Below are 24,928 nucleotides of genomic sequence, written 5' to 3' on the forward strand. Positions count from 1 at the left end.
CTGTTCCGGATGAGTGCCGTGGAGAAGCGACTGACCACAGGGCTGCGGGTGTTGCGCGCGGACCTGCTGAACGGCGATTCCCATCCGCTGCCGCCGTCCGTCTGGCTGCGCTGGCTCCCGCACGGCATCGTCTTCCTGATCGCGTTCGTCGACCTGCTCGCCAACGCCGAACAGATGGGCGACGGCTATGAACTGGGCGCCGAGTACGCACTGTTGTGCGCCGGGGTGCAGGCCGCGGCGGTGGTGCTGGCCCTGTGGTGGCCGGTCCCGGCCTGGTGGGCGTCGACGGCGGTCACCGTCGTCGTGGCCCTGGGCGCACGGGCACAAATTCTCACGCAGCGACCGGAGTTCGGGTTCCCGCTGCCCGCTCCCGCGACCGCCACCGACATCCCCTGGCCATGGAGCCCGCCCGGCCTCATCGCACACGCCGTGATCCTCTTCCTGCTCGCGCTGCGGCTGCCCACCCGGGTGGCCGTCGAGGTGCTGGCGTTGACCACGCTGCTCACCTTCGTCGTCGAGGGCCTCATCGGCGCCTCCCACTACTCGTCGACGAGCCCCCTCGCCCTCGCCCTGTTCCTCGGCGTCGTCCTGCTCGGCAGCACCATGCGGGGCCGCCGCGAAGCCCGCAACCAACTCGTCGAACAGGCCGGGATCACCGCGGAGGAGCGCGCCCGCCGCACCCTCCTGGAAGAACGCAGCCGTATCGCCCGCGAGTTGCACGACGTGGTCGCCCACCACATGTCGGTGATCTCCATCCAGGCGCAGGTCGCCCCCCACCTGGTGGAGAACCCCTCCGAGGAGCTGAAGGAGAACTTGCACGGCATCCGCCAGAACGCCCTGGAGGCCCTCACCGAACTCCGCCGCGTCCTCGGGGTCCTGCGCTCGGAGCACCCGCCGGACCCCGACGACCCGCACGGCATAGCGGCCGCCGCGGAAGGCACCGCCCCGCACACCCCGCAGCCGACGCTCGCCCGTCTCGACGCCCTCGTGGAGAACACCCGTGCGGCCGGCCTGGCGGTCACCGTGGAGATCGAGGGCGAGGCGCGTCCCCTGCCGCCGGGCGTGGAACTGTCCGCGTACCGGATAGTCCAGGAGGCGCTCAGCAACGCCCTGCGGCACGCACCCGGCTCCACGGTCCGGGTGGAACTCACCCACTTCCCGCGCGGTCTGCAGGTCCGGGTGATCAACTCCCGACCCCAACGGCCCGCCCCGCCGTCCCCCGGAGCCGGCCACGGCCTGCTGGGCATGCGTGAGCGTGCCGCCATGCTCGGCGGCACCCTCATGGCGGCCGAGACCTCCCACGGCGGCTTCGCGGTGGTCGCCTTCCTCCCGAAGGACGGCGGCCCCGGCAACGACACCACCGCCCCCGACCCCCACCCCGACCACCGACCGCCCGCGCCCCTCGGCCCCTCGGCCAGCGCGGACACGACAGGAGAACGCACTCCATGACGAGCAGCACCATCCGCGTACTGATCGCCGACGACCAGCAGATGGTCCGGCAGGGCTTCTCGGTGCTGCTCAACACCCAGCCCGACATCGACGTCGTCGGCCAGGCTGTGCACGGCCTCGACGCCATCGACAAGGTCGCCGAGCTCGCCCCGCAGGTCGTCCTGATGGACATCCGCATGCCCGAGCTCGGCGGTATCGAGGCCACCCGCCGCATCACCACCGAGAATCCGCACATCAAGGTCCTGGTGCTCACGACCTTCGACCTCGACGAGTACGTCTACGAGGCCCTGCGCGCGGGAGCCTCCGGCTTTCTCCTCAAGGACGCCTCCGCGGACCAGCTCGCCGAAGCGGTCCGGGTCGTGGCCGCGGGGGACGCCCTGCTCGCGCCCGGCATCACCCGCAGGCTCATCGCTGAGTTCTCCCGTCTCGGCACGCCACCCCGCGCCCCGCTGAAGGAGCGTGTCGGCGACCTGACCGAGCGGGAGACAGAAGTGCTGTCCCTGATCGCCCAGGGCCTGTCCAACGCGGAGATCGCCCAGCGCCTCGTCGTCGCCGAACAGACCGTGAAGACCCACGTGGGCCGCATCCTGGTGAAACTGGGCCTGCGCGACCGCACCCAGGCCGCGGTCTTCGCCTACGAGTGCGGCCTGGTCCGGCCCACGGGCTACTGACCGCGCCGGCGGACCGGTGCCGGACCGGTGCCGGGTCGATACGCGCACCCCGTAGTACCTGAGACGGACCCGGACAGACCCTCCTCACTGGTGACGACGGCGACCCCGCCCCCCGCCTACCGTTTTCCACGTGACCGAGACGACTCACACCCAGCCCACGCCACCGCGACGCGGCGCCAAGGAACGCAGCCCGGAGTTCAGACTCGCCGTCAACGCTCTGAACGGGCTGTGGCAGGACATGTTCCACGGCGCCTTCGCCTACCGACCACTGCCCCGCATGCGACTGAACGGCCCGTTCGTCCGGCAGCTGCCCCTGCGGCTGCGCGAGCGCGTCGTCTGGGCGCCGCACGCGGCGGTGATCTTCGGCGCCCTGATGGCGATGTACGCCTCGCTGGAGGGCAACGGCGGCAGTGATCTCACCCAGATGATCACGGGCATCCTCTCCCTGACGGCGGTCCTGCTGACGCTCGCCAGGCCCGTCGGCGCCTTCTGGGCCTCCATGGGCGCCACCCTGATCGGCACCATGATCGGCAGCGACTTCAACGACTGGCCGTGGATCCCCGGCGCCTTCGTGACCCACGTCATCGTCCTCACGGTCGTCGCCCTGCGCACCAGGCCCCGGATCGCCGCGTGGATGTGGGGCATCACCGCGCTCTACAGCCTGGTCGCCGAGACGTTCTTCTCCTCCCGCTACATGAACTACGGCTACTACACGGCCAACACCGGGCCGATGCTGACCGTCGCGGCCTTCGTCCTCCTGTCCGTGTCCGTCTGGCAGATACGGCGCACGGCCCAGCGGGAGGTGACCGCCCAGCAGACGGTGACCGAGCACGAGCGTTCCAAGCGGACCCTCCTGGAGGAGCGCACGACGATCGCCCGCGAGCTGCACGACGTGGTCGCCCACCACATGTCGGTGGTCGCCATCCAGGCCGAGGCCGCGCCCTACCGTGTGGAGAACCCCCCGCCCGAGCTGGAGCAGGCGTTCGCCACGATCCGGGAGAACGCGGTGGCCGCGCTCACCGAACTGCGCCGCGTCCTCGGTGTCGTCCGCGCCGAGGACTACGAGGCCCCGGACGCCCCGCAGCCCACCCTCGCCGACCTCGACGGCCTGCTCGCCAATGTGCGGGAAGCCGGCCTGACCGTCGAGAAGGCGGTCACCGGAGCGGTGCGGGAACTCCCGCAGGGCGTGGAACTGTCGGCGTACCGAATAGTCCAGGAGGCCCTCAGCAACACCCTGCGGCACGCGCCCGGAGCGACGGCCCGAGTGGAGATCGGCTACGTCCTGGGCGGGCTGGGCCTGCGCATGGTCAACGGCCCCTCCCCGGAGGTGACCCTGGTGAAGTCCACCCACGGCGCCGGCCACGGCATCACCGGCATGCGTGAACGCGTCACGATGCTGAACGGCGAGATGACCACGGGCGAGACGGACGACGGAGGCTACGAGGTGACGGTGTTCCTGCCGGTGGCCAGTGCGAGCGAGGGCGACGCATGACGATCCGTGTGCTGATCGCCGACGACCAGATGATGGTCCGTGAGGGCTTCTCGGTACTGCTCGGCGCGATGCCGGACATCCAGGTGGTCGGCGAGGCGGTCAACGGCCGGGACGCCGTCAACCGTGTCCGGGAGCTGTCCCCGGACGTCGTCCTCATGGACATCCGCATGCCGGAGATGAACGGCATCGAGGCCACACGGGAGATCGTGGCGGCCGACGGCGGCGCCAAGGTGCTGGTGCTGACCACGTTCGACCTCGACGAGTACGTGTACCAGGCGCTGCGCGCGGGTGCCTCCGGGTTCCTGCTCAAGGACGCCTCGGCCCGCCAACTCGCCGAAGGAGTAAGGGTGGTGGCGGCCGGGGAGGCGCTGCTCGCCCCGTCGGTCACCAAGCGTCTGATCACCGAGTTCTCCAAGCTGGCCGAGACCCCCCGCCCCTCGGCGGCCGCCCAGCTGGCCTACGGGGAGCTGACCGACCGTGAGACGGAGGTGCTCGTCCTGATCGCCCAGGGGCTCTCCAACTCCGAGATAGCCGAGCGCCTGGTCGTGGCGGAGTCGACCATCAAGACCCATGTCAGCCGGGTCCTGGTGAAGTTGGGTCTCCGCGACCGTACCCAGGCGGCGGTCTTCGCCTACGAGGCCAGGCTGGTCACCCCCGGCTGAGACGGCCCGAAGATCCCCTCGTGGTACGTTCGGCACCGCCGTGCTTCGCCGCGAACCGAGGAGGTGAGACCGATCAACGCTGTGACAGGTCGGGGCTCCCTCCCTCGCATGGCCTAGGGAGCGCCCGCAGAGGCATCCCGAAAGGCTTGAACCGCTCATGCGTTTCAACTCCGAGACGTCGTTCGATGGCGTCCGCGAACACCTCTTCACCCTCGACGAGATCCCCGGCGTGCTGTGGACGCCGGACGGTGCCGTCGGTCCACGTCCGCTGATCGTGATGGGCCATGGCGGAGGACAGCACAAGAAGGCGCCCGGCGTCGTGGCGCGTGCGCTGCGTTTCGTCACCGAGTGCGGGTTCGCCGTCGTCGCGGTGGATGTGCCGGGACACGGTGACCGGCCCAAGGACGAGAACTACGACCGGATAGTGACGGAGAACCAGGCCCGGGCGGCTGCCGGGGAGGAGCTGGCTCCGCTGATCGCCGGGTTCCAGGCGCTCGTGGCGCGCCGGACCGTCCCGGAGTGGCGGGCGGTCCTGGACGCCGTGCAGGAGCTTCCCTTCGTCGGCGCCGAGCCGGTGGGCTACTGGGGGGTGTCCCTGGGATGCGGGCTCGGTGTTCCGTTCGTCGCCGCCGAGCCCCGCGTCCGGGCGGCGGTGCTGGGCCTGGGCGGGGCGCTGGCCTCGGCGGAGACCGCCCGGCGGATCACGGTCCCGGTGGAGTTCCTGGTGCAGTGGGACGACGAACGAGTGCCCAGGGAGCAGGGGCTGGCCCTGTTCGACGCCCTGGGGTCGGCCGAGAAGACCCTGCACGCCAACCCGGGCGGGCACGGGGAGATCCCGCGCTTCGAACTGGACAGCACCGTACGGTTCTTCGCCCGCCACCTGAGCTGATCGGCCCGCCGCCGTGCGGCGCGGGAGCCTCACCATGGGCGAACGCACCGCACGGCCGGCACGGGGGGAGGGGGGAGGGAGAGGTCTCGCCCCTCCAGGACGGTTTGTCGAGGTCATGGGGCGGGTCGGCTCTGTTCAGGGAGGCGGGTCGCGGGTTAGCGTCCGGTCATGGCACCTGCTTCCCCTCTCGCTTTCGATCCGTGGGACCCCGACTTCGTGGCGGACCCGTACCCGGCCTACGCCGAGCTGCGGGCGCTGGGCCGGGTGCGGTACTTCGAGCCCACGAACCAGTGGCTCGTCGCCCACCACGCGGATGTGTCGGCGCTGCTGCGGGACCGGCGCCTGGGCCGGACGTACCAGCACAGGTTCACCCACGAGGACTTCGGCCGCACCGCGCCGCCGCCGGAGCACGAGCCGTTCCACACGCTGAACGACCACGGGATGCTGGACCTGGAACCGCCGGACCACACCAGGATCAGACGGCTGGTGTCGAAGGCGTTCACACCGCGCACGGTGGAGCGGCTGAAGCCGTACGTGGAGGGGCTGGCGGGCGAGCTGGTGGCCCGGCTCGTCGAGGCCGGCGGCGGTGATCTGCTGGCGGATGTCGCGGAGCCGCTCCCGGTGGCGGTGATCGCCGAGATGCTCGGTGTCCCCGAGTCGGACCGGGCGCCGCTGCGGCCCTGGTCGGCGGACATCTGCGGGATGTACGAGCTGAGCCCGTCGGAGGCGACGGCGAAGAAGGCGGTACGGGCGTCGGTGGAGTTCTCGGAGTACCTCCGGGAGCTGATCGCGCACCGTCGGGAGAAGCCCGGCGAGGACCTGATCTCGGGGCTGATCGCGGCGTACGACGAGGGCGACCGGCTCACCGAGCAGGAGATGATCTCCACCTGTGTGCTGCTGCTGAACGCGGGCCACGAGGCGACGGTGAACGCCACCGTGAACGGCTGGTGGGCGCTGTTCCGCAACCCCGACCAGCTGGCGGCCCTGCGGGCGGACCACTCGCTGGTGCCGGCGGCCGTGGAGGAGCTGATGCGGTACGACACCCCGCTCCAGCTCTTCGAGCGCTGGGTGCTGGACGACATCGAGATCGACGGCACGACCGTCCCGCGGGGCGCGGAGATCGCCATGCTGTTCGGCTCCGCGAACCACGACCCGGCCGTCTTCGACGCCCCGGAGAAGCTGGACCTCACCCGTCAGGAGAACCCGCACATCTCGTTCAGCGCCGGTATCCACTACTGCATCGGCGCGCCCCTCGCCCGGATCGAGCTGGCGGCGTCGATGACGGCCCTGCTGGAGAAGGCCCCCACCCTGTCCCTCGCGACGGAGCCGAAGCGCAAGCCGAACTTCGTGATCCGGGGGCTGGAGGGACTCCAGGTGGAGGTGGCGTAGAGCGCGCCGCTTCCCGGAGCGCGAGGCTGTGACGTCCGACGGCTGAGGGGCATCGAAGGGCATCCGTTGGCCGACCACCGTCTCCGACCCGGCTCCGCCCTCGTCCACACAGTTCCTCGCGGACGTTCGTGGTCTCCTCAAGACCGTCGACGTCGTCGGTTCAGCAACACCCCGATCAGCAGGCCGAGGAGGGCGGGGGCGGCGGCTCCGGCCGCGGCCACCAGGGGGAGTTCGGTGACGAGGACGGTGTAGTCGGTGCCCTCGCCCTCGAAACCGCCGCCCATGTGGCGCCGGGTCCGGGACGAGGACGCCCATACGAGGGAGGCCGCGGTCGCCCCCACCGCCGACAGCGCGCACCCCGCGCACGCCAGCGCGCTCTGCCGACCGGACCGCCTCCCCAGCCCGCCCGCTCCGTCCAGCCCGTCCACCCGGCCCACCCCGTCCCGCTCCTCCGGTCCCTCCACGACGACGGGGACGCGGCCTTCTCCTCCACGGTTCTCGCGGCCCGCTCCTCCGACCCGACCCGACCCGACTGCCCCGGCCGTCGCCGCCCCGCCGGCGGCCCTGGTCCTCGCGGCCCGCCGCTTGCCGCCCGGTGTCCGCCGCCCGTGTCCGGGTTCAGCTCATGACGACGTCCCGCCGTCGCAGTCCCGCCAGGCCCGCCGCCACCAGGGCGACCGCGAGCCCGATCAGGGTCAGTACCGGACCCCACTCCATGTCTCCGCCGGGCAGCTTCGGCAGGTGGCCGAAGGGGGAGAGGTCGAGGACGGCCTGGGGGGCGTCGAGCGCCGGGCCGATCCAGCCGATCAGGAGGACGGCGCCTGCGAGGCCCCACGCCGCCATGGCCGCCCGAGGGGCGACGCCGTGCACGAGGACGGCGACCCCGCCGATGACCCACACCCCGGCGACCTGGACGAGGCAGGCGCCCAGGATGGGGCCGAACTCCTTGCCGTAGCCGAGGGCGAAGCCCAGGCCGGCGAGCAGCATGATCCATACGGAGCCGGCGAAGGCGACGGCAAGATGGCCGGCGGCCCACCGCAGGCGGCCCACGGCGTTGGCGAGGAGGGGTTCGGCCCGGCCCGAGGTCTCCTCGCCGTGCAGTCGCAGGACGGCACTGACGATGTAGAGCGCGGCGATCAGTCCGAGCATGCTGATCATCGACGCGAGGAACGCGTCCGTGAGCCCAGACTGGCCGCCCATGCGTTCGAAGATCTGGCGGGCGCCCTCGTTGTCCGCGACCAGATCGGCCGCGCCCTCGGTCAGCCCGCCGTAGACCAGCCCGGCGAGGAAGAACCCGATGCTCCAGCCGAGCGCGCTGCCCCGCTGCAACCGCCAGGCCAGCGCGCCCGCCGTCGCCAGGCGGCCCGTCGCCGGTCCCGGCCGGGTCGGCAGGAAGCTCATGCCGACGTCGCGGCGCCCGGCGAGCCCGTACGCCACCACGCCCTGGGCCAGGGCGGCCCCGGCGAACAGCAGCAGCACCCACCACCGCTCATCCGCGAACGAACGCTCGTTTTCGAGCCACCCCAGCGGCGACAACCACGTCAAAAAAGACGAACCTTCGTTCGCGGAAGCGTCACCCGCCGCCCGCAGCACGAACGCCGCCCCCAGCACCCCCGCCGTCAGCCCCCGCGCCAGCCGCGCGCTCTCCGTCAGCTGAGCGACCACCGCGGCCGTCGTCGCGAACACCATCCCGACGCCCGCGATACCCAGCCCGAAGGCCAGCGCGCCCGCCGCGCCCTGCCCGGCGAGCCCGGCCGCGACCAGCAGCCCCAGCGCGCCGTTCGCGACCGCCGCCATGAGCAGCGCCGCCGTCAAAGGCGCCCGGCGCCCCACCATCCCCGACGCGACCACCTCCAGACGGCCGCTCTCCTCCTCGTCGCGGGTGTGGCGGATGACGACGAGGAGGCTCATCGCGGCGGCGAGGGCACCGGCGTAGACGCCGACGCGCCACGCGGTCAGGGCGCCGAGGGAGTCGTCGAACACGGGCCCGACCAGGGCGCGCAGTGACGAGTTGGTGGTCATCTGGCGCATCAGGTCGGCGCGTTCGGCGGCGGTGCCGTACAGGCTGCGCAGGCTGTTCGGCATGGAGAGGACCATCAGTCCCGTCACCGCGACCCAGACCGGCACCATCACCCGGTCCCGCCGCAGGGCGAACCGCAACAGGACGCCCGTACCGGCCAGTTGACGTGCCCCACCGGACCGCACGGCGAACGCGGACGAGGGCGCCCCCGACGCGGAGGGCGAGGGTGAGGATGACGACGAGGGCGTGGACGCGGAAGCGTTGTCGACGGCGGTCATCGCACGGCCGTCCTCTCCGGCGAGCGGGAGGCGGCGTCGTCCTGGTCGTCCTGGTAGTGCCGCAGGAACAGTTCCTCCAGCGTGGGCGGCGTCGAGGCCAGGGACCGTACGCCCGACTCGGTCAAGGAGCGCAGGACGGCGTCGAGTTTGTCGGTGTCGACCTGGAGGCGGACCCGGTTGCCCTGGACGTCGAGGTCGTGGACGCCGGGGAGGCGGGCCAGGTCGCCCGGCGGGGAGGCGAGTTCGGCGGCGACGGCCGTACGGGTCAGGTGGCGCAGGTCGGCCAGGGAGCCGCTCTCGACGGTGACGCCCTTGCGGATGATGCTCACCCGGTCGCACAACTCCTCGACCTCGCTGAGGATGTGGGACGACAGCAGGACGGTGCGGCCCCGGTCGCGTTCCTCGCGGACGCAGTGCTGGAAGACCTCCTCCATCAGCGGGTCGAGGCCGGAGGTCGGTTCGTCGAGGATGAGCAGGTCGACGTCGGAGGCGAACGCGGCGACGAGGGCGACCTTCTGGCGGTTGCCCTTCGAGTAGGTGCGGCCCTTCTTCGTCGGGTCCAGCTCGAAGCGTTCGATCAGGTCGGCGCGGCGGCCGGCGTCGAGTCCTCCGCGCAGCCGGCCGTAGAGGTCGATGACCTCGCCGCCGGACAGGTTCCGCCAGAGGGTGACGTCGCCGGGTACGTACGCGATGCGGCGGTGCACCTCCACCGCGTCCTTCCACGGGTCGCGGCCGAGGATGCGGGTGACCCCGGCGTCGGCGCGGAGCAGGCCGAGGAGGACGCGGATGGCGGTGGACTTGCCGGCGCCGTTGGGACCGAGGAAGCCGTGGACCTCGCCGGACGCGACGGTCAGGTCGAGACCGGCGAGCGCGTGGGTCCGTCCGAAGGACTTGTGGAGTCCGGAGACCTCGATGGCTGGGTTGGCCTTCGTCATGCTTCAGAACGTACGCTTACTTCAGAAATTTGTGAAGTTAAGGAAGCGTGTGAATCGACAGTAGACTGATCGACGGGGACTACGGCGTGACTGGGGTGCCTGACCAGGGGAGATGATCCAGCGATGGCGGAATCGAAGGCCGGCTCGGAGGCCGAGTACGGGGCCGAAGTCGAGCTTGAGGCCGAGTCCGAGGGCAAGGCCCGGGCCAGGGCTGAGTCGGAGGGAGACGCGGGGCGGGACCCCGAGGCGGTCTCGCGTTTCGTCGAGCACTTCGCGGCGCAGCTCGTCGAGGCAGGGGTGCCGCGGATGCCGGCCCGGGTCTTCGCCGCGCTCCTCGCCTCCGACACCGGCGCGCTGACCTCCGCCCAGCTGGGCGAACAGCTGCAGATCAGCCCCGCCGCCGTGTCGGGCGCCGTCCGCTATCTGGCTCAGGTGCACCTGGTGTCACGCGAGCGGGAGCCCGGTTCACGGCGTGAGCGCTACCGCGTCCACAGCGACCAGTGGTACGAGGCCCTGACCAACCGCGAGGCGCTCATCAAGCGGTGGGAGGACGCGTTGCGCGAGGGTGTCGCGAGCCTCGGCGCCGACAGTCCGGCGGGGCGCCGCCTCAGCGAGACCCTCGCGTTCTTCGAGTTCGTCGAGGTGGAGGTCGAGGCGATCATGGCCCGCTGGCGTATCCACCGCGACCAGCTGTTCGGCGGGGACTGACTGACTCCGGAGGCCCCGGCGCTCTTCGCTACTCGGCGGAGTCGGCGGAGTCGGCGGAATCGGCGGCCCGTTCCGTGCGGCTCGCCAGGCGTTCGTAGCGCTGGCGGGCGGCCTGCGGGGTCTGGAGGCCCAGCCCGAACGCGATCTCCGGCCAGGTCATGCCCCGGCCCCGGGCCATCTCCAACAGTCCGACCTCCAACTCGTCCATCTCCGCGCGGGCCAGCGGAACGAGGCTCAGCGCCGCGGTGATGTCCGCCCGGTCGACCTCCGGTTCCCCGTCCTCCAGCAGCGCGGCGCCACTGAGCAGGAACGACACCAGCCGCACGGCCTCGTGCGGGCCCAGCACATGCGGGTGCACCTGCCGACGGCGCTGCCCGTCCGTGGCCGCGTGCCGCTCGGCGATACGGAACAACGAGCTGTACGTCCGCTGCGCCCGCGCCTCGTCCGCACTTGGAGGCGTGAACGGGTCGGAGGGGGCTGAAGGGTTCTTGGAGGGGTCGGAGGGACTGGAGGGGTCCTGGGGCGGCGTCGACACATCCGAGGGCTGTGAAGTCATGCAACCAGCGTCGGATGCAAACATTTCGTTGTCAACGCTTTATTGTCGACCCTTCCCGGGAGGGCGGGGGCGCCGGTCCGAGGCCGCCCCCGTTGCTAATCTCCGCGTCAACGACGGTGGTGATGGCGGGGGGCGATCATGGGATCGGACACGGAACCGGGCCCGACGAGTCCGTCGCCTCCTTCGACTCCGTCGGCTCCTTCCAGTTCCTGGTCGATAGGGGTGGCCCCGGGCGTCCTCTTCGGAGGGCTGGCCGCGGTGGTGTCGGTCGTCGCCATCGGGAGGGCATGGGCCGCATGCGACGTCGGCGGCGGCGGGAACGGCATCACGCTGCTCCTCCTCGCCCCGGTCATCTGGGTCGCCGCAGCGATCCCCTGGCTCGTTCTGCACGGCACGCTCGGGCGCCGCGGACGCCGTCATCGAGGGGCGGCGCTGGCCGTGGGGCTGGTGTTCACGCTGTGGTTCACGTGGTTCGTCGTGGCCTGGCTGGGCATCCCGGACTCGTACCCCGCGCCCCTCTGCCCGGGCAACGTCCCCCCGTGGTGGCCGGACTTCCTCCCCACCTGACCCTGCGCGGCGGCGTGGCCGAAACACCCTGCCCGGCGCCAAGTGGACGTACCCGGCCGCTCCGCGCCGCCGCCGTAGGATCCGGCGAGGGCGTGGTGGTGATCGACTCCGGAGGCATCGGCGGCATGGACGAGCGACGGTCACGGCCCGGAGGAGCACCGGACGGGGAGGGGCAGCCCGGGGCAGTCGCCCCCGCCCCCACCGCCCCCACCGCCCCCGGCGGTTCGCTGGACGAGGCGGCCGAGGTGTTCCAGCGGCTGCGCTCGCGGCTGTTCGGGATCGCGTACCGGGTGCTGGGGAGCGTGTCCGAGGCCGAGGACGTCGTGCAGGAGGCGTGGGTGCGATGGCAGGGAGCCGACCGCGCGGCCGTGCTGGACCCCGGCGCGTTCCTGGCCAAGGCGACGACGCGGCTCGCGATCAACGTGGCGCAGTCGGCGCGGGTCCGCCGCGAGGCGTACGTCGGGCCCTGGCTGCCGGAGCCCGTGGACACCAGCGTGGATCCACAGGTCGGCGCGGAGCGCGGCGAGGCGGTGGAACTGGCCGTGCTGCTCGTCCTGCAGAAGCTCAACCCGGTGGAGCGGGCGGCCTACGTCCTGCGGGAGGCCTTCGACTACCCGTACGACGACATCGCCGGCATGCTCCAGGTGACCCAGGCCAACACCCGGCAGATCGTCAGCCGGGCCCGCAAACGGCTGTCCGCCGAGCGCCGCGACCCCGTCGACACGGCGGAACACCGGCGGTTGCTCGAAGCGTTCGTCGCGGCGGCACGTGACGGTGATGTCGCCGCGCTCGAAGGGGTGCTCTCCGCGGACGTCGTCGCCTACGCCGACGGCAACGGCATGCGCGGTGTGGCCCGTCTGGAGGTCACGGGCGTCGGGCGGGTGGCCAGGATCAGCGCCTTCGCCAGGAAGTTCTTCCCGGGCGCCGAGTACGACGTGGTCGAGGCCAACGGCCGGCCCAGCCTGCGGCTCGTCAAGGACGGCGCCACCGTGGCCCTGGTGAGCGCCACGGTGGGCCCGGACGGCATCGACGGGCTCTACTGGATCCTGACCCCGGCCAAGCTACGGGCGTACGAGCGCTCGGCCCACCGGGTCACGGGCAGCCGACCGTAGCGGAACGGCCCGCCCGTGACCTGGGTGCCCCTGGTCAGCGCTGCTTGAGCCAGTGCCTGGCCCGTGCCGCTTGAGCCAGTGCTCGGTCACAGTGCTGCTTGCGCCAGTGCTTGGGCACAGTGCTCCTGAGCCAGTGCTTGGTCAGCTCTGCTTCAGCCAGTCCTCGTAGTGGGTGCTCGCCAGGTGCGCGGTGTCGTCGCCCGTGAGGACGTCCGGCATGCTCGCGAAGAGGCCGGCGGTCTCGTCGGTGACGACCGTACGGCCGTCCGGCTTCGCCGCCAGCGTGATCTCGGCGAGCCGGGCGAGCGGCAGGATCTCGGGACCCGCGATGTCACGGACCCCGTTCGACGGTGCGCCGAGCGCCGCCTCGGCGACGGACGCCGCGACCTCGGCGGACGCGATCGGCCGCAGCCGCGTGGACGACAGCCGCACCTCCGTGCCCTGGGTGGACATGTCCATCACCGGGGCGATGAACTCGAAGAACTGGGTGGCCCGCACGACGCTGTACGGCACCCCGCCGTCACGCACGGCGTTCTCCTGGGCGACCTTGGCCAGGTAGTAGCCGTAGTCGGGCACCTGGTCGACGCCGACGATGGAGAGGACGACGTGGTGGCCGACGCCGGCCTCCTTCTCGGCCGCTACGAGGTTGCGCCCTGCGCGCGTGAAGAAGTCCAGCGCGGCCTCCGCCTCGAACGAGGGGGAGTTCGACACGTCCACGACCACGTCCGCGCCCTTGACCGCCTCCGCGAGGCCCTCCCCGGTGAGAGTGTCGACGCCCGTGGAAGGAGCGGCGACCACGGCCTCGTGACCCTTGTCGCGCACGAGCGCGACCACCTGCGAGCCGATGAGCCCCGTACCACCGACGACCACGATCTTCATCGCTGTCTCCGTTCCCTGACACGCTTCCCGACGGATACGGCGCCTTCCGCCGCACCCGGTGCGCCGCCCGGTCCGGAGGCGCACACGAGAAGGACCAGTCAACGCACGGGTCTGTGACAGCCGGTCCGTGATCGCTTGTGAGGACCGCCCGAGACAGCGCGCATCGCGCGGAGCGCCCCGAGACCACGTTCAGTCGCCCCCGCCCCCGCCACCGCCGCAGCCGGAGAACCCACCCCCCGAGCCGCTGTCCGACCCCGAAGCCCAGTCGGAGCCGGAGCCGGAGCCGGAGCCGGAGCCGGAGCCGGAGCCGGAGTCGGAACCGGCCCCGTGGTCGTAGTCGTTGTCCAGGGCCTTGCCCATGCGGATCAGCGCCCTGCCCAGGCCGGACGGGATCGGCTGGACCCCGGCCATTCCGCGCCGGACCGGCCCACGGGGGAGCACGGCGGGGCCCTCGAACACGTACGCGGGGAGGGAGCCGTGCTCCCGAACCGCCCGCAGTCTCCGTCGGCCGGCCCGCGTGGGACGGCGCCGGGAGCCCGTCACGAGACCCTCCGCCGCGAGCCGCCGACCGATCTCCTCGACCTCCGGTGAGCGTTGCAGGGCGCTGTGCACGGCGACCACGCGGCGGCTGCGCTGGCAGGAGGCGAGCAGCGCGTCTTCGACAGGGTGCGCGGGGCGCTGCTCACCGTCGACCGCGCGGACGCGTGAGCCCCGCACCGTGAGCAGACCGTGCTCGGCCAGCGTGATCACGGCGCTGTCGGCGACCCGGTGCGCCCCACCCGCCAGATAGGCGACGTCGTACAGGTCCAGGGCCCCGGCCTCGTCCCCCGGCCCCGTCCGCCTTCTCCGCAGTCCGATCCGCATGCCGGCCCCCTTCGGACACCCCCGTCTGCCCGCAGTGTCACCGGGGTCGGGGCCTCGCGACCTTGCTTCCGGCCACTTCAGAGGAACACTTGAGCTTTTCCGGGAGACGTCAACTTCCGAAATATGCAGGGCCCCTGATCGGGTGATAGGTCGCATACCTGCACAAAGGCTGGGAAGGTCACCGCGTCGGCTCCGGCCGACCGCGTCCGACCACCTCAACGCCAGCCACGGGGAATCACCGCATGAGCCGTCCCACGCGCCGTCCCGCCCGCCGCCTCGCCGGCGGTCCCTCCCTCCGCCTCAGCAGCCGTCTCGCCGTCCCGGCCACCGCCCTCGCCGTGCTCCTCGGGTCCGCGGCCCCCGCCGTCCCGGCCGCGCCCGCCGCGCCCGCCGCCGTCCCGCCCGGCCATGTGTACTTCTGGGCCGAGCGCGGCCAGATGGGTCCCGGCGGCGCCTGGGACTACGCGCCTCCCGGCTACCGCGAGGCCGAGCCCCGCGTGAAGCGGCACGCCTACTCCTTCGACTCCCATGCCTCGGCCAGCGTCTACGCCATCCACTTCCGCGCCGGTGGCGGCTGCCTGTACCGCGAGATCCGCCCCGACGACTACGACGACGACTGGAGCGACTGGGCGACCAAGTTCGACGGAGTCAGCGACACGAAGATGGGGTGCGAGGCGGGTTGACCACGCCCCCGAGCCCGCCGTCGCCCACACCCACACCTACGCCCACCACGCTCCCGCTCCCGTTCCCGTCCTTGCCTTCGACCGGGCCCGCCCGTCGCGGCTGGCCGGTCGCCATCGGGCTGCTGGGGTGGGGGCTGGTCCTCCTCGGCGGGGCGGCCCTCACCGGCTGTACGGCCGCTCCGGCGCCGCCCCGGCTGTCGCCCGACGACGTCATCAAGGCGGCGACCCAGCGGCTCACCGACGACTGTCTCGTCCGGCAGGGGCTCACACCCCCGCGGCCGGGGCAGAGTCCGCCGCCGGACGCCGAGCGGGAGCGGGTCGCCGAGGCGATGTTCGGCGCGGGCCGCACCGAGCTGTCGCTGCGGCTGCCCACCGGGTACGTCGTCCGCGCCCACACCGACGGCTGTCTCGCCGCCGCCCAGCGACGGCTCTACGGCGACCAGCGCCGCTGGTTCCGTACGTCGACGATCGTCAACAACCTCAAGCCCGAGGCCACCCACAGCGACCGCACACTCGCCGAGGTCCGCGCCGACCGCAGCGCCGAACTCGCCGACTGGCGGCGGCTGCGGACCCGCGCCCTCACCGAGGCCGAAGCCCTGCTCCAGCGCCATAACGACCACGCGTCGTCCTGACCCGGCGCGCCACCGAGAAGAACCGACCCCCCACCGAAGGGACCCGTACCACCGTGACCCGTTCGACCGTGACCCGTTCGACCGTGACCCGTTCGACCGTGACCCGTTCGACCTTGAAGCGCTGTACCGCGCTGCTCTCCGCCGCGCTGCTGTCCGCCGGAGTCGTCCTCACCGCCTCGGGGTCCGCGCAGGCGGCGGCCTGCGGCAGCGGCAACTTCTGCGTATGGACCGACGCCAACTTCTCCGGCATGAAGATCGAGTGGCCGGGCGACGACCACTGGTGGGAGAGCAACATCGCCGACGAGGACTCCTCCTGGGCCAACCACGGCATCTCCGGCGCCGGCATCAAGGACCACGTCAAGGTCTACTCCAGCGGCAACCTCGGCGGCCACATGACCATCTGCCTCACCCCCGGCCAGGAGGTCGGCTACAACGGCGCCGCCAACGACGACGGCGACTCCCACACGTGGGCCGCCGGCTGCTGACACCACCGACCGGACGGGCACCGCGCGCCGGCGACCGGCCGCGGACCACATGACCGAGGGCGCCCGACCACCGCCGGGCGCCCTCCCCGCAAGCCGCCCTCCCCCCAAGCCGCGCTCCCCGCAAGCCGCGCTCACCCCGGCAACGTCAGCCCCCACGCCCCTTCCCGCACCGTCCACGTCCGGGTCCGTACCGGTCCGGCCACCACCAGGGAGTCCGCCCGGTAGCGGAAGTCCGCGCCGGACACCGTCACCCGCTGCCCCACCGCCCGCAGCGGCGCGGCCTCGGCGCCCACGGACACCGGCCTGACCTCGACGTCCGCGCCGCCGTCCGTGCCGGGGGCGATCGACACCCCCTGCACCGGCTGGTCGAGGTCGACGAGCGTCACCCCGTCCACCTCCACCCGCAGCCGGGAGGGTCCGACAGCGGCCGGGGAGGCGACCCGTATCCGGGCGGGCCGCGCGACCCGCGCGATGCGGGGCGGGCGCGCGGACAACGTCCGCACCAGGGACTGCGGCCAGTGCCGCAACCACGACTGATACCCGGAGGAGCCACCCCCCGCCCCCACACCGGCCCGCGCGCCGAAGCCGGCCCCGGTTCCCGCCCTGTCGCCCTCGCCGTCGCCCTCGGCTTCGGCCTCCGTCTCCGCGTCCGCGTCGGCCTCCGCGTCGAGGGCGGTCGCCCCCACGGGCGCCGGTATCCGCAGGGCGCCGAGCACCACCCCGTCGCTGTCGTCGACGAGCAGATCCAGCCGTCGTTCGACTCCGTCGAGGGCGGCCCGCGCGGCGGCCACGGCACCGATCGGCACGCCGAGCGACCGGGCCAGGCCCAGTGACGGCCCCACCGGAACCATGGCCAACGCGCACGCCGTCAGCTCCCGCTGCCGGTGCAGAAGGGCCACCGCGCGCAGCAGCGCACGGTCGTCCCCGACCACCACCGGCCGCCGGGAGCCCCGCCGCGCCAGCGCCCGAGCGAATTCCTCTGGCCCTTCCGGAAGGCACACTTTCGTACTCGCCGCACCCGCGCTGAGCACGTCTTTCGCGATCCTTACCGCCTCACCGTCCGTGTGACGGGCGAGGGGGTCGATGACCACGAGGAGCTGGTCGCCAGTTGCCACCTCGGTCCTGCCTCGCTTCCTCGGGTAGCATCTTTGTGCAAGAGCCCCTTGCGCTATTGCGCCAGGGGCTTCGTCTATTCCGGGGCATCCGGGTCCACAGTGTGCGACCAACGGCGGTCGCGGTGCACGCGGTGAGCATTCAAGCCACCGCGTACGCCCCCGACCTTGGACATGCCCCGCCCGGAAGGGGTGTACGCGCGTGCCCGCACTTGTGCTGCTCGGTGCTCAGTGGGGTGACGAGGGTAAAGGGAAGGCCACCGACCTGCTCGGCGGATCCGTCGACTACGTGGTCCGCTATCAGGGCGGCAACAACGCCGGCCACACGGTCGTCGTCGGCGACCAGAAGTATGCCCTCCACCTTCTCCCCTCCGGCATCCTCACTCCGGAGTGCACTCCGGTCATCGGCAACGGCGTCGTCGTCGACCCGTCGGTCCTGCTCTCCGAGCTGAGCGGTCTGAACGAGCGCGGCGTCGACACGTCCAAGCTCCTGATCAGCGGCAACGCTCACATCATCACCCCGTACAACGTGACGGTCGACAAGGTCACCGAGCGCTTCCTCGGCAAGCGCAAGATCGGCACGACGGGGCGGGGCATCGGCCCCACCTACGCGGACAAGATCAACCGTGTGGGCATCCGGGTGCAGGACCTGTACGACGAGTCGATCCTGACGCAGAAGGTCGAGGCGGCCCTCGACGTCAAGAACCAGATCCTGACCAAGCTCTACAACCGGCGCGCCATCGCCGTCGAGCAGGTCGTCGAGGAGCTGCTGGGCTACGCCGACAAGCTCGCCCCGTACGTCGCCGACACGGTCCTGGTCCTCAACCAGGCCCTCGACGACGACAAGGTGGTCCTCTTCGAGGGCGGCCAGGGCACGCTCCTGGACATCGACCACGGCACGTACCCCTTCGTGACCTCCTCGAACCCGACCGCCGGCGGTGCCTGCACGGGTGCGGGCGTCGGCCCCACGAAGATCAGCCGCGTCATCGGCATCCTCAAGGCGTACACGACCCGTGTCGGCGCCGGCCCGTTCCCGACGGAGCTGTTCGACGAGGACGGCGAGGCCCTGCGCCGCATCGGCCACGAGCGGGGCGTCACCACCGGCCGTGACCGCCGCTGCGGCTGGTTCGACGCGGTCATCGCCCGGTACGCGACCCGGGTGAACGGTCTGACGGACTTCTTCCTCACCAAGCTCGACGTCCTCACCGGCTGGGAGCAGATCCCGGTCTGCGTGGCCTACGAGATCGACGGCAAGCGCGTCGAGGAGCTGCCCTACTCCCAGACCGACTTCCACCACGCCAAGCCGGTCTACGAGACCCTGCCGGGCTGGTCCGAGGACATCACCAAGGCGAAGTCCTTCTCCGACCTGCCGAAGAACGCGCAGAACTACGTCAAGGCGCTGGAGGAGATGTCCGGCGCCCCGATCTCCGCGATCGGTGTGGGTCCGGGCCGCGACGAGACGATCGAGATCAACTCGTTCATCTAGCGCACGCACCGGGTCCCTCACGGGCCCACGGCTTGACCGGCGGGGCGGCCGACTCGACACGAGTCCGGCCGCCCCGTCACCCGTGTCCAGAGCGGTGAGCGGTCACCGGGCGGTCCGGTCCTCACGGCTCCACGCCGCAGCGTCGGGCGAGGGCGGTGAGGCGGTCGAGTTCGCGTTGGGCCGCGGCGGGGTGGGCGAGGTCGAGGGCCATGCCGGCGCGGGCGGTGAGGTAGAGGACGTCCTGGCGGGTGGCCGCGTCGATGCCGGTGGCCCGCTGGAGGCGGCGGCCGGTGACGCTCAGGGACAGCGCGATGGCGTCGAGACGGTCCCGCAGCTCCGGCGGGAGCGTCCGGCTCAGGGTGTCCTTGACGTAGTCGCGTGTCTGCCGGTCGGCCTCACAGGGGCGAGGGAGGGTGGGGGCCCAGGGAAGGGCGACCTCCCGGGCCTCGTCGTACATGTCAGCCAACCAGCGCCGCGCGGCGGCGTGTTCGCCTGCGGTGGCCTGCTCGCGGGCCGACTCCAGCATCGATCGCAGCCGACCCCTGGCCTGCTCGTCCTCCCCGGTCCGCGCATCCAGATAGCTGGACCACACATCGAACGCCTTCCCCAACTCCGCGTCCAGCACGACCCCGTACACGTCCGGCACTCCGCGCCACCCTCCCCACCGAGCCGCCCACCCCGAACGGCAGCGGTACACGATAGACAGGCCAGGCCACAGCCCGCCTGCGCATAACTCCGTCCCCGGATCGGCTGCCGTCAGGCAGGGGCGGGCAGGTCGTGCCACCAGTGACCGCATCCGTCGGAGCAGAAGCGCTCGCGGCGCCGTTCGTCGGCGATCGCGAGCACGGCGATCAACAGCCGGAACGACTTGCGGCGCTCGTCGGGAGGGGTGAGCCGGACGATCCTGCCCAGTTGGTGCTCGATCCGGCCGCGCACGATCAGCACGGCAGGCGTGTGCGTCGGCCGCAGCCCGGCACGCAGGATGCTCCGGGGACCGTCCTCCTCGACGACACGGGCCTGGAGGCAGTGGCTGTGCAGGTGCCGCAGTACGTCGTACTGGGCCTCCGGGTCGAGCGCGTCGAACCATGCGATGCCCTCGGACATGGGGCGCAGCCCTTGGGCGAGTTGGTTGAGCCTCGTATCGCGTTCGTCCATGTCCGTACTCCCTTGCGAGGCAGGCTGCGGCGTTGGTGCGAGGTCAGCAGGTGAACCAGACGACGAGGCGGACGTCGTCGGGGCCGTGGAGGTCGGACAGCGTACGCATCACGGTCCAGACGGGGGCCCAGTGGGTGTCGGGCCCGGCGGCCATGGCTCGGGTTCGGGTGCCCGCGCTGTTGGTCTCGTTCCAGTCCGCGGAGGCGAGTTCCGCCCACGTGATCCATGTCGTGCCGTGCAGGTCGGTGGAGTCCGCGTACGGGGCGTAGGTGTCCCGCAAGGCTTCGGACGCGGTGTTCGGGAAGCCCCGGTTCTCGGCGAGGGGGCGGAAACCGGTGTCGTTGCGGACACCGAAGAGGCAGGCGAGCGCGTCGTACGCGTTGCCCACGTTCAGGACGAAGAGGTCCATGGCGGCGTGCCAGACGGAGTCCTCGTCGTCGGGGCCCCACAGGCGCGTGCCCGGGCGGCATTCGATCAGTCCGCTCAGGTCGGTTGCCATGGGCGCATCGTGCCCGCCGCCCTCGCCCGTCGGCATCCGGTTTTCGCGGGCCGGTACGGCCGGGCATCTCATCGGACATTGTTCGCCTGGCGGGCATATCCTGAATTCGTGCCCGGTGTGGGGAGAGGGGGATGGTGGCCGGGAGTCCTCAGGGGGCCGGAGAGGAGACTGCCATGCGTGTGTTGTTGAAGGCGTCCTTCGACACCCAGCGGTCGAGCGAGATGCTGCGGAGCGGCAAGCTGCCCCAGATGATGGAGGCGCTCATGGAGCGCACCAGGCCGGAGGCCACCTACTTCACCGTGGACCACGGTCGGCGCACGATGTACCTGTTCTTCGACATGACGGACTCCTCCGACATGCCCTCGATCGCCGAGCCGCTGTTCTCGGAGATGGGCGCCAGCATCGACTACACGCCGGTCATGGACTTCGACGACCTGCAGACGGGCCTCGCCAAACTGAGCTGAGGCGACGTCCACCCGGCCTTCGTCTTCCCCCGGCCCTCGCCGCCCCCGCAGCCACCGCTCCTCAGCTGAAGATGATCATCGAGCCCTGGGCCAGGCTGCGGGTCGCCGCCGCGTTCAGGCCCAGCCAGACATGGCGTTCGCGGGCGAAGGGGCTGGAGTCGAACGGCGCGGGAGCGGCCGGCTCCTCCAACGACGTCGGCGCGAGCGGCGGGGCCGGGGCCAGCGGCGGGTTCGCGGGATCGATCCCGATCGCCGGGGCCACGATCTCCAGTTCGCGCAGCAGCCCCTGGGAGGAGCCCAGCGGGCCGTTGCCCGCGAGGAGTTCGTCGTTGGCCAGCGGGTGCGGGAAGTCCACGGGGACGTACGCGCCCGCGTGGTCGTAGTGCCAGACGAGATGCGACTGCTGGGCCGTCGTCTCGAACATCTCCAGCAGCTGCTCGTAGTCGCCGCCCAGCTCACCCACCGGCGTCACCGGCAGCCCGCACACCTGCAACAGGTAGGCCCGGCGCAGGAAGTGCAGCGCGTCGTAGTCGAAGCCCGCGATGGGGGCGACCTCCCCGGTCAGCCCGGGCATGTACTGGTACACCGGCACCGGGGGCAGTCCTGCCTCGCCCAGCACCTGGTTGTAGAGCGCGAGTTCCTCGGCGAAGGGGTTGTCGGGCGTGTGGCAGAGCACGTCGACGAGCGGGACCAACCAGAGGTCACAGGCCAAAGGAGCACTCCTCACAGTGTGGGCGGGGAAGAAGCGTAGTCGCTGAACGCCGCCTTCACTCCCCTTCGTGCAGGTCCCATACCCACACACCGCCCACCCACTTACCGGGACGCCCGACCAGCTTGTCCACCGTGGCGCGCAACTGCTTGTCGTAGTACTGCGGCCGCAGGACCAGCGCGCCCGCGTGCCAGTACGCGAAGTCCTTGCGGGCCTGCGCCTGCCAGGCCTCCCCGATCACCGGGGTGCGGCCGGTGTAGCGCACGTCCCGCAGCAGGGCGGATGTGTGGCGCGGTACGGCGCCGTAGATCCCGGTGCGGTCCTCGCCGTAGGGGCCGTTGAAGTAGCCGCCGGGCATCCGGAAGCCGAAGCGGGCCGTGGTCTGCCAGTGCAGCGCCTCCGCGTTGCCGGGGTCCGGCAGCGGCACGGGCACGAGCGTCTCGCCGGCCGCGGTGTCGACGTACGTCCGCCAGGTGCCGTCCGCGATGAACGACGGCACCTCGGGCCGGTCCTGCGACTTCAGCGGGGCCGGGACGATCGGCAGCAGCGCCAGGGTGATCGCGAGGAACCCCACGTACCGGGTGCCGAGGCCCGGCACCTCCGCCAGCCGTTCGAAGGCGAGCGCCAGCAGCATGCCGAGCACCGGCGCGCAGATCATCGCCACCCGGCCCTCGATGACCGACTCGAACAGCGGCCGGTCGGCGAGCAGCGCCCACGGTCCGGGCAGCACGAGGTCCGTCCGCGGGAGGCGGATCTCGGGGCCGAGGGAGAGGACGGCGGCGGCGACCGCGGTGAAGCCGAGCGCCTTCACCAGGGGGCGCTCCCACAGGCGTACGACGATGCCGAGGGCCAGCAGCACCAGCGGCCAGCCGTAGAAGGCGTTCTGCTCGGTGGGGTTGAGGGAGAGCGCGTCCGCCCGCTCCGGGTCGCCCGCGAGGAGGGAGCGCTCGGCGAAGGAGAGCAGGGCGAGGGGGCTGTTCCCGGCGTTGTCGCCGTGGCCGATGCTCTTGTAGCTCTGCGGGCCGAAGAACTGCCAGGACAGGAAGAAGGCCACCAGGGGGAGCGTGGTGAGGGCCGCGACACCGAGGCCCTTCAGGAGAGGGAGCCAGGAGGCGCGGGCCACGTCCGGCCGGACGGCCCCGTACGCGGCGGCGAACAGCAGCATGCCCATCGCGGCGAGCAGCAGGGGCTCCTCGCCGAGGAAGACCTGGTACGCCGCCATCAGGCCGAGGACGACACCGTCCCGTACCGTCCGGGTGCCCGCGCAGAGCCTGAGGGCCCGGTCGATGATCAGCGGGATCATGAACAGGACGATGAAGTTCGGGTGCGCGTTGGCGTGGCTGACCATCGGGGGCGCGAACGCGGCGAGTGCCGCACCCGTGAAGGCCGCGCCCCGATGCCGTACGAGCCGCTTGACGAGCAGTCGGTACCAGGCGGCGGCGGTGGCGGCCAGACCCAGCGTCATCACGAGGCCGAGGGTCACCGCGGGGCCCAGGGCGAGCGTCACCGGCGTGAAGGGCACCGACAGGCCCAGCATGACCGTGTTGGCCATGAGGTTCACCCCGTCGGGGAAGCCCTGGAAGTCGGTGAACAGAGGGTTCCTGAGGTGGGCGACGTTGTCGGCGGTGACGGCGAAGAACCACTCCCACTGGTTCTGGTCCTGGAGCGAGTCGGGGAGGTAGCGGCCGTTCGGGTCGATCCAGCGGCCGGCGTAGAGGGTCACCGCCATCAGCAGGAAGACGACGACGGCGAGGACGTCGGCGGGGCGCAGGGAGCGGGCCGCCGCCCGGACCGAACGGCCCTTCAGGGAGGCGAGTTCACCGAGGACGTGGGCGTAGTCCCCGGCGCGGATCTTCGAACCGGGCTGATGGGACCAGCGGATCGGGACCTCGGCGACGGACCAGTCGGCGCGCCGGAAGTGCCGCAGTATCTCGACGTCTATCCCGAACCCGTCGAGCCGGGAGGCGGCGAACGCCTCCCGGGCCCGCTCGCCGTCGAACAGCTTGAACCCGCACTGGGTGTCGCGGATGCCGGGCACCACGAGCCCGCGTATCAGCAGGTTGCCCGCGCGGCCGAGGTTCTCGCGCAGCCGGTGCTGCCGCCGCTCGATGCGTGCCCCCGGTGCCTCACGGGAGCCGATCGCCGCCGCGTGCCCCTCGCTGAGCGCCTTGTCGAGCAGCTCCAACTCGTCGATGGGCGCGGCGAGATCGGCGTCCGTCAGCAGCACCCGGCGGCCGTACGAGGCGCACACCCCGAGGCGCAGGGCGTGGCCCTTGCCCCGGTTGCGGGGCCCGCCCTTGATGAGCTGCACCCGTGAGTCGCGCTCGGTGACGGCGGCCACGACCTCGCGCGTACCGTCCGTCGAACCGTCGTCGACGACGAGGACCTCCCAGGTCTCGGCGGCCTCCGTCGCGGTGAGGTGGGAGACGATCGCGTCGAGGGTGGGGCCGAGGCGCCGCTCCTCGTTGTAGGCGGGGACGACAACGGACAGATCGACGCCGACCCGGGGGCCGGCGCCCGTGCGGGCCCCGCTCATTCGCCGGCCAGCCGTTCCACGAGGGTCAGCGAGTGGTCGTCGTACTCGGCGATGATCTCCTGCGCGGTGAGGGCGTCCCGGCGGGTGAGCGCGTCGACGAGGTCGGTGTACCGGTCCCACAGCCGGCCCTTGAGGTCGTCCGCCCGGCGCAGGTGCTGCACCGCGCACACCCAGGACTGCACCCGCAGCCGGTGCAGGAAGTCGGAGAGGTAGGGGTTGCCGAACAGGACGATCAGCTCGCGCCAGAACCGCAGGTCGTAGCCGATCAAGATATTCAGATCACCGGCGGCCGCGGCCCGCCGGGCCTCCTCGCCGCGCCGCCGCACCCCGGCGAGCGCCGCGGCGGTACGGGTGTCCATCTTCCGGTCGCCGAGCCGGCGGAACATGCCGTCACCGATGAGGATGCGGGCCTCGACCATGTGCCGGTAGTCGCCCAGCGAGTACTCGTGCACCTGGAAACCGCGGTGCTGCACCGCGTCCAGCAGCCCCTGCGCGGACAGGTCCACCAGCGCCTCGCGCACGGGCGTCGCCGACACCCCGTACTGCTCGGCGATCTCCTTCACCGTGAACTCCTGCCCCGGCTTCAGTCGGCCGGCCAGCACCTCGTCACGGAGCGCGTCCGCGAGCTGCTGCCGCAGGGTGCTTCGAGTCACGGCGCCATTGCCGCCGCCGGTGCCGGTGCCGGGCATCGTGGTC

Annotated in this window: 27 protein-coding genes; 14 read left to right on the plus strand and 13 right to left on the minus strand. The window is 71.8% G+C overall.

Annotation, left to right across the window (positions count from 1 at the left end):
• The first annotated feature begins 9 nt into the window (after positions 1-9).
• The 6 genes from M8J73_RS27160 to M8J73_RS27185 all read left to right on the plus strand — a co-directional run bounded on the left by M8J73_RS27160 (position 10) and on the right by M8J73_RS27185 (position 6,552).
• Complete coding sequence (locus tag M8J73_RS27160; protein WP_249829182.1) at positions 10-1,449, plus strand: sensor histidine kinase; 1,440 nt, start codon at positions 10-12, stop codon at positions 1,447-1,449.
• Positions 1,446-2,120 (plus strand): response regulator, encoded by a 675-nt coding sequence (locus M8J73_RS27165; protein WP_249829183.1) that lies wholly within the window; start codon positions 1,446-1,448, stop codon positions 2,118-2,120. Before M8J73_RS27160 ends, M8J73_RS27165 begins: the two co-directional genes overlap by 4 nt.
• A 130-nt stretch (positions 2,121-2,250) precedes the next feature.
• Complete coding sequence (locus tag M8J73_RS27170; RefSeq protein WP_055540168.1) at positions 2,251-3,612, plus strand: sensor histidine kinase; 1,362 nt, start codon at positions 2,251-2,253, stop codon at positions 3,610-3,612.
• Positions 3,609-4,274 (plus strand): response regulator, encoded by a 666-nt coding sequence (locus tag M8J73_RS27175; protein ID WP_055540169.1) that lies wholly within the window; start codon positions 3,609-3,611, stop codon positions 4,272-4,274. Before M8J73_RS27170 ends, M8J73_RS27175 begins: the two co-directional genes overlap by 4 nt.
• A 157-nt stretch (positions 4,275-4,431) precedes the next feature.
• Positions 4,432-5,163 carry a dienelactone hydrolase family protein gene (locus M8J73_RS27180; RefSeq protein WP_249829184.1) on the plus strand — a complete coding sequence of 244 codons (732 nt, stop codon included), beginning with the start codon at positions 4,432-4,434 and terminating at the stop codon, positions 5,161-5,163.
• 168 nt (positions 5,164-5,331) lie between these two features.
• Positions 5,332-6,552, plus strand: a complete 1,221-nt coding sequence (locus M8J73_RS27185; RefSeq protein WP_055542381.1) for a cytochrome P450 — start codon at positions 5,332-5,334, stop codon at positions 6,550-6,552.
• A 137-nt stretch (positions 6,553-6,689) separates the two neighbouring features.
• Here M8J73_RS27185 and M8J73_RS27190 read toward each other — a convergent pair whose 3' ends face one another.
• From M8J73_RS27190 to M8J73_RS27200, 3 genes are all read right to left on the minus strand, one after another.
• Complete coding sequence (locus M8J73_RS27190; RefSeq protein WP_249829185.1) at positions 6,690-7,016, minus strand: hypothetical protein; 327 nt, start codon at positions 7,014-7,016, stop codon at positions 6,690-6,692.
• 154 nt (positions 7,017-7,170) lie between these two features.
• Positions 7,171-8,850, minus strand: a complete 1,680-nt coding sequence (locus tag M8J73_RS27195) for an ABC transporter permease (RefSeq protein ID WP_055540806.1) — start codon at positions 8,848-8,850, stop codon at positions 7,171-7,173.
• Positions 8,847-9,785 carry an ABC transporter ATP-binding protein gene (locus M8J73_RS27200; protein ID WP_055540807.1) on the minus strand — a complete coding sequence of 313 codons (939 nt, stop codon included), beginning with the start codon at positions 9,783-9,785 and terminating at the stop codon, positions 8,847-8,849. Before M8J73_RS27200 ends, M8J73_RS27195 begins: the two co-directional genes overlap by 4 nt.
• A 123-nt stretch (positions 9,786-9,908) precedes the next feature.
• On the opposite strand from M8J73_RS27200, the gene M8J73_RS27205 reads away from it, so the two are divergent.
• Entirely contained in the window at positions 9,909-10,493 is a 585-nt protein-coding gene (locus tag M8J73_RS27205; protein ID WP_055540808.1) for a GbsR/MarR family transcriptional regulator, read from the plus strand.
• 28 nt (positions 10,494-10,521) lie between these two features.
• Here M8J73_RS27205 and M8J73_RS27210 read toward each other — a convergent pair whose 3' ends face one another.
• Positions 10,522-11,049, minus strand: coding sequence for a DNA-binding protein (locus tag M8J73_RS27210; RefSeq protein ID WP_240501561.1), 528 nt, complete (start codon positions 11,047-11,049; stop codon positions 10,522-10,524).
• Between the two features lie 222 nt (positions 11,050-11,271).
• On the opposite strand from M8J73_RS27210, the gene M8J73_RS27215 reads away from it, so the two are divergent.
• Positions 11,272-11,616, plus strand: coding sequence for a hypothetical protein (locus tag M8J73_RS27215; RefSeq protein ID WP_240501562.1), 345 nt, complete (start codon positions 11,272-11,274; stop codon positions 11,614-11,616).
• 92 nt (positions 11,617-11,708) lie between these two features.
• The gene (locus M8J73_RS27220; RefSeq protein ID WP_249829186.1) at positions 11,709-12,728 is read left to right on the plus strand and encodes a sigma factor-like helix-turn-helix DNA-binding protein; all 1,020 of its coding nucleotides are present in this window, start codon (positions 11,709-11,711) and stop codon (positions 12,726-12,728) included.
• A gap of 141 nt (positions 12,729-12,869) precedes the next feature.
• Here M8J73_RS27220 and M8J73_RS27225 read toward each other — a convergent pair whose 3' ends face one another.
• Positions 12,870-13,607, minus strand: coding sequence for an SDR family oxidoreductase (locus tag M8J73_RS27225; RefSeq protein ID WP_055542517.1), 738 nt, complete (start codon positions 13,605-13,607; stop codon positions 12,870-12,872).
• Positions 13,608-13,796: 189 nt separating this feature from the next.
• Positions 13,797-14,471 (minus strand): TIGR04222 domain-containing membrane protein, encoded by a 675-nt coding sequence (locus tag M8J73_RS27230; RefSeq protein WP_249829187.1) that lies wholly within the window; start codon positions 14,469-14,471, stop codon positions 13,797-13,799.
• A 242-nt stretch (positions 14,472-14,713) separates the two neighbouring features.
• Between M8J73_RS27230 and M8J73_RS27235 the strand changes: the two genes are divergently transcribed.
• From M8J73_RS27235 to M8J73_RS27245, 3 genes are all read left to right on the plus strand, one after another.
• Positions 14,714-15,154: a hypothetical protein gene (locus M8J73_RS27235; RefSeq protein WP_249829188.1), complete on the plus strand. Its 441-nt coding sequence runs from the start codon at positions 14,714-14,716 to the stop codon at positions 15,152-15,154.
• Positions 15,155-15,225: 71 nt separating this feature from the next.
• On the plus strand, positions 15,226-15,786 hold the full coding sequence (locus tag M8J73_RS27240; protein WP_372504025.1) for a hypothetical protein: 561 nt from the start codon (positions 15,226-15,228) through the stop codon (positions 15,784-15,786).
• A gap of 113 nt (positions 15,787-15,899) precedes the next feature.
• Positions 15,900-16,271, plus strand: coding sequence for a peptidase inhibitor family I36 protein (locus tag M8J73_RS27245; protein ID WP_249829209.1), 372 nt, complete (start codon positions 15,900-15,902; stop codon positions 16,269-16,271).
• Positions 16,272-16,402: 131 nt separating this feature from the next.
• On the opposite strand, the gene M8J73_RS27250 is transcribed toward M8J73_RS27245, so the two are convergent.
• Complete coding sequence (locus M8J73_RS27250) at positions 16,403-17,386, minus strand: diacylglycerol kinase catalytic domain-containing protein (protein WP_249829189.1); 984 nt, start codon at positions 17,384-17,386, stop codon at positions 16,403-16,405.
• 199 nt (positions 17,387-17,585) lie between these two features.
• Between M8J73_RS27250 and M8J73_RS27255 the strand changes: the two genes are divergently transcribed.
• Positions 17,586-18,869: an adenylosuccinate synthase gene (locus M8J73_RS27255; protein WP_055539281.1), complete on the plus strand. Its 1,284-nt coding sequence runs from the start codon at positions 17,586-17,588 to the stop codon at positions 18,867-18,869.
• A gap of 121 nt (positions 18,870-18,990) precedes the next feature.
• Here M8J73_RS27255 and M8J73_RS27260 read toward each other — a convergent pair whose 3' ends face one another.
• The 3 genes from M8J73_RS27260 to M8J73_RS27270 form a co-directional block, all read right to left on the minus strand.
• Positions 18,991-19,515, minus strand: a complete 525-nt coding sequence (locus M8J73_RS27260) for a hypothetical protein (RefSeq protein WP_055539280.1) — start codon at positions 19,513-19,515, stop codon at positions 18,991-18,993.
• Positions 19,516-19,625: 110 nt separating this feature from the next.
• The gene (locus M8J73_RS27265) at positions 19,626-20,024 is read right to left on the minus strand and encodes a DUF5958 family protein (protein ID WP_055542632.1); all 399 of its coding nucleotides are present in this window, start codon (positions 20,022-20,024) and stop codon (positions 19,626-19,628) included.
• Between the two features lie 43 nt (positions 20,025-20,067).
• The gene (locus tag M8J73_RS27270) at positions 20,068-20,523 is read right to left on the minus strand and encodes a hypothetical protein (RefSeq protein WP_055542635.1); all 456 of its coding nucleotides are present in this window, start codon (positions 20,521-20,523) and stop codon (positions 20,068-20,070) included.
• Positions 20,524-20,696: 173 nt separating this feature from the next.
• On the opposite strand from M8J73_RS27270, the gene M8J73_RS27275 reads away from it, so the two are divergent.
• On the plus strand, positions 20,697-20,987 hold the full coding sequence (locus M8J73_RS27275) for a hypothetical protein (RefSeq protein ID WP_055542633.1): 291 nt from the start codon (positions 20,697-20,699) through the stop codon (positions 20,985-20,987).
• A gap of 61 nt (positions 20,988-21,048) precedes the next feature.
• On the opposite strand, the gene M8J73_RS27280 is transcribed toward M8J73_RS27275, so the two are convergent.
• The 3 genes from M8J73_RS27280 to M8J73_RS27290 are packed head-to-tail and all read right to left on the minus strand — an operon-like array spanning position 21,049 to position 24,921.
• Positions 21,049-21,699, minus strand: coding sequence for a putative DNA-mimic protein (locus tag M8J73_RS27280; protein WP_055542634.1), 651 nt, complete (start codon positions 21,697-21,699; stop codon positions 21,049-21,051).
• 55 nt (positions 21,700-21,754) lie between these two features.
• Positions 21,755-24,232, minus strand: coding sequence for a dolichyl-phosphate beta-glucosyltransferase (locus M8J73_RS27285; RefSeq protein WP_249829190.1), 2,478 nt, complete (start codon positions 24,230-24,232; stop codon positions 21,755-21,757).
• Positions 24,229-24,921, minus strand: a complete 693-nt coding sequence (locus M8J73_RS27290) for a GntR family transcriptional regulator (protein ID WP_055541377.1) — start codon at positions 24,919-24,921, stop codon at positions 24,229-24,231. Before M8J73_RS27290 ends, M8J73_RS27285 begins: the two co-directional genes overlap by 4 nt.
• Positions 24,922-24,928: the final 7 nt, after the last annotated feature.

The sequence above is a fragment of the Streptomyces neyagawaensis genome (assembly GCF_023516595.1).
Classification (GTDB): domain Bacteria; phylum Actinomycetota; class Actinomycetes; order Streptomycetales; family Streptomycetaceae; genus Streptomyces; species Streptomyces neyagawaensis.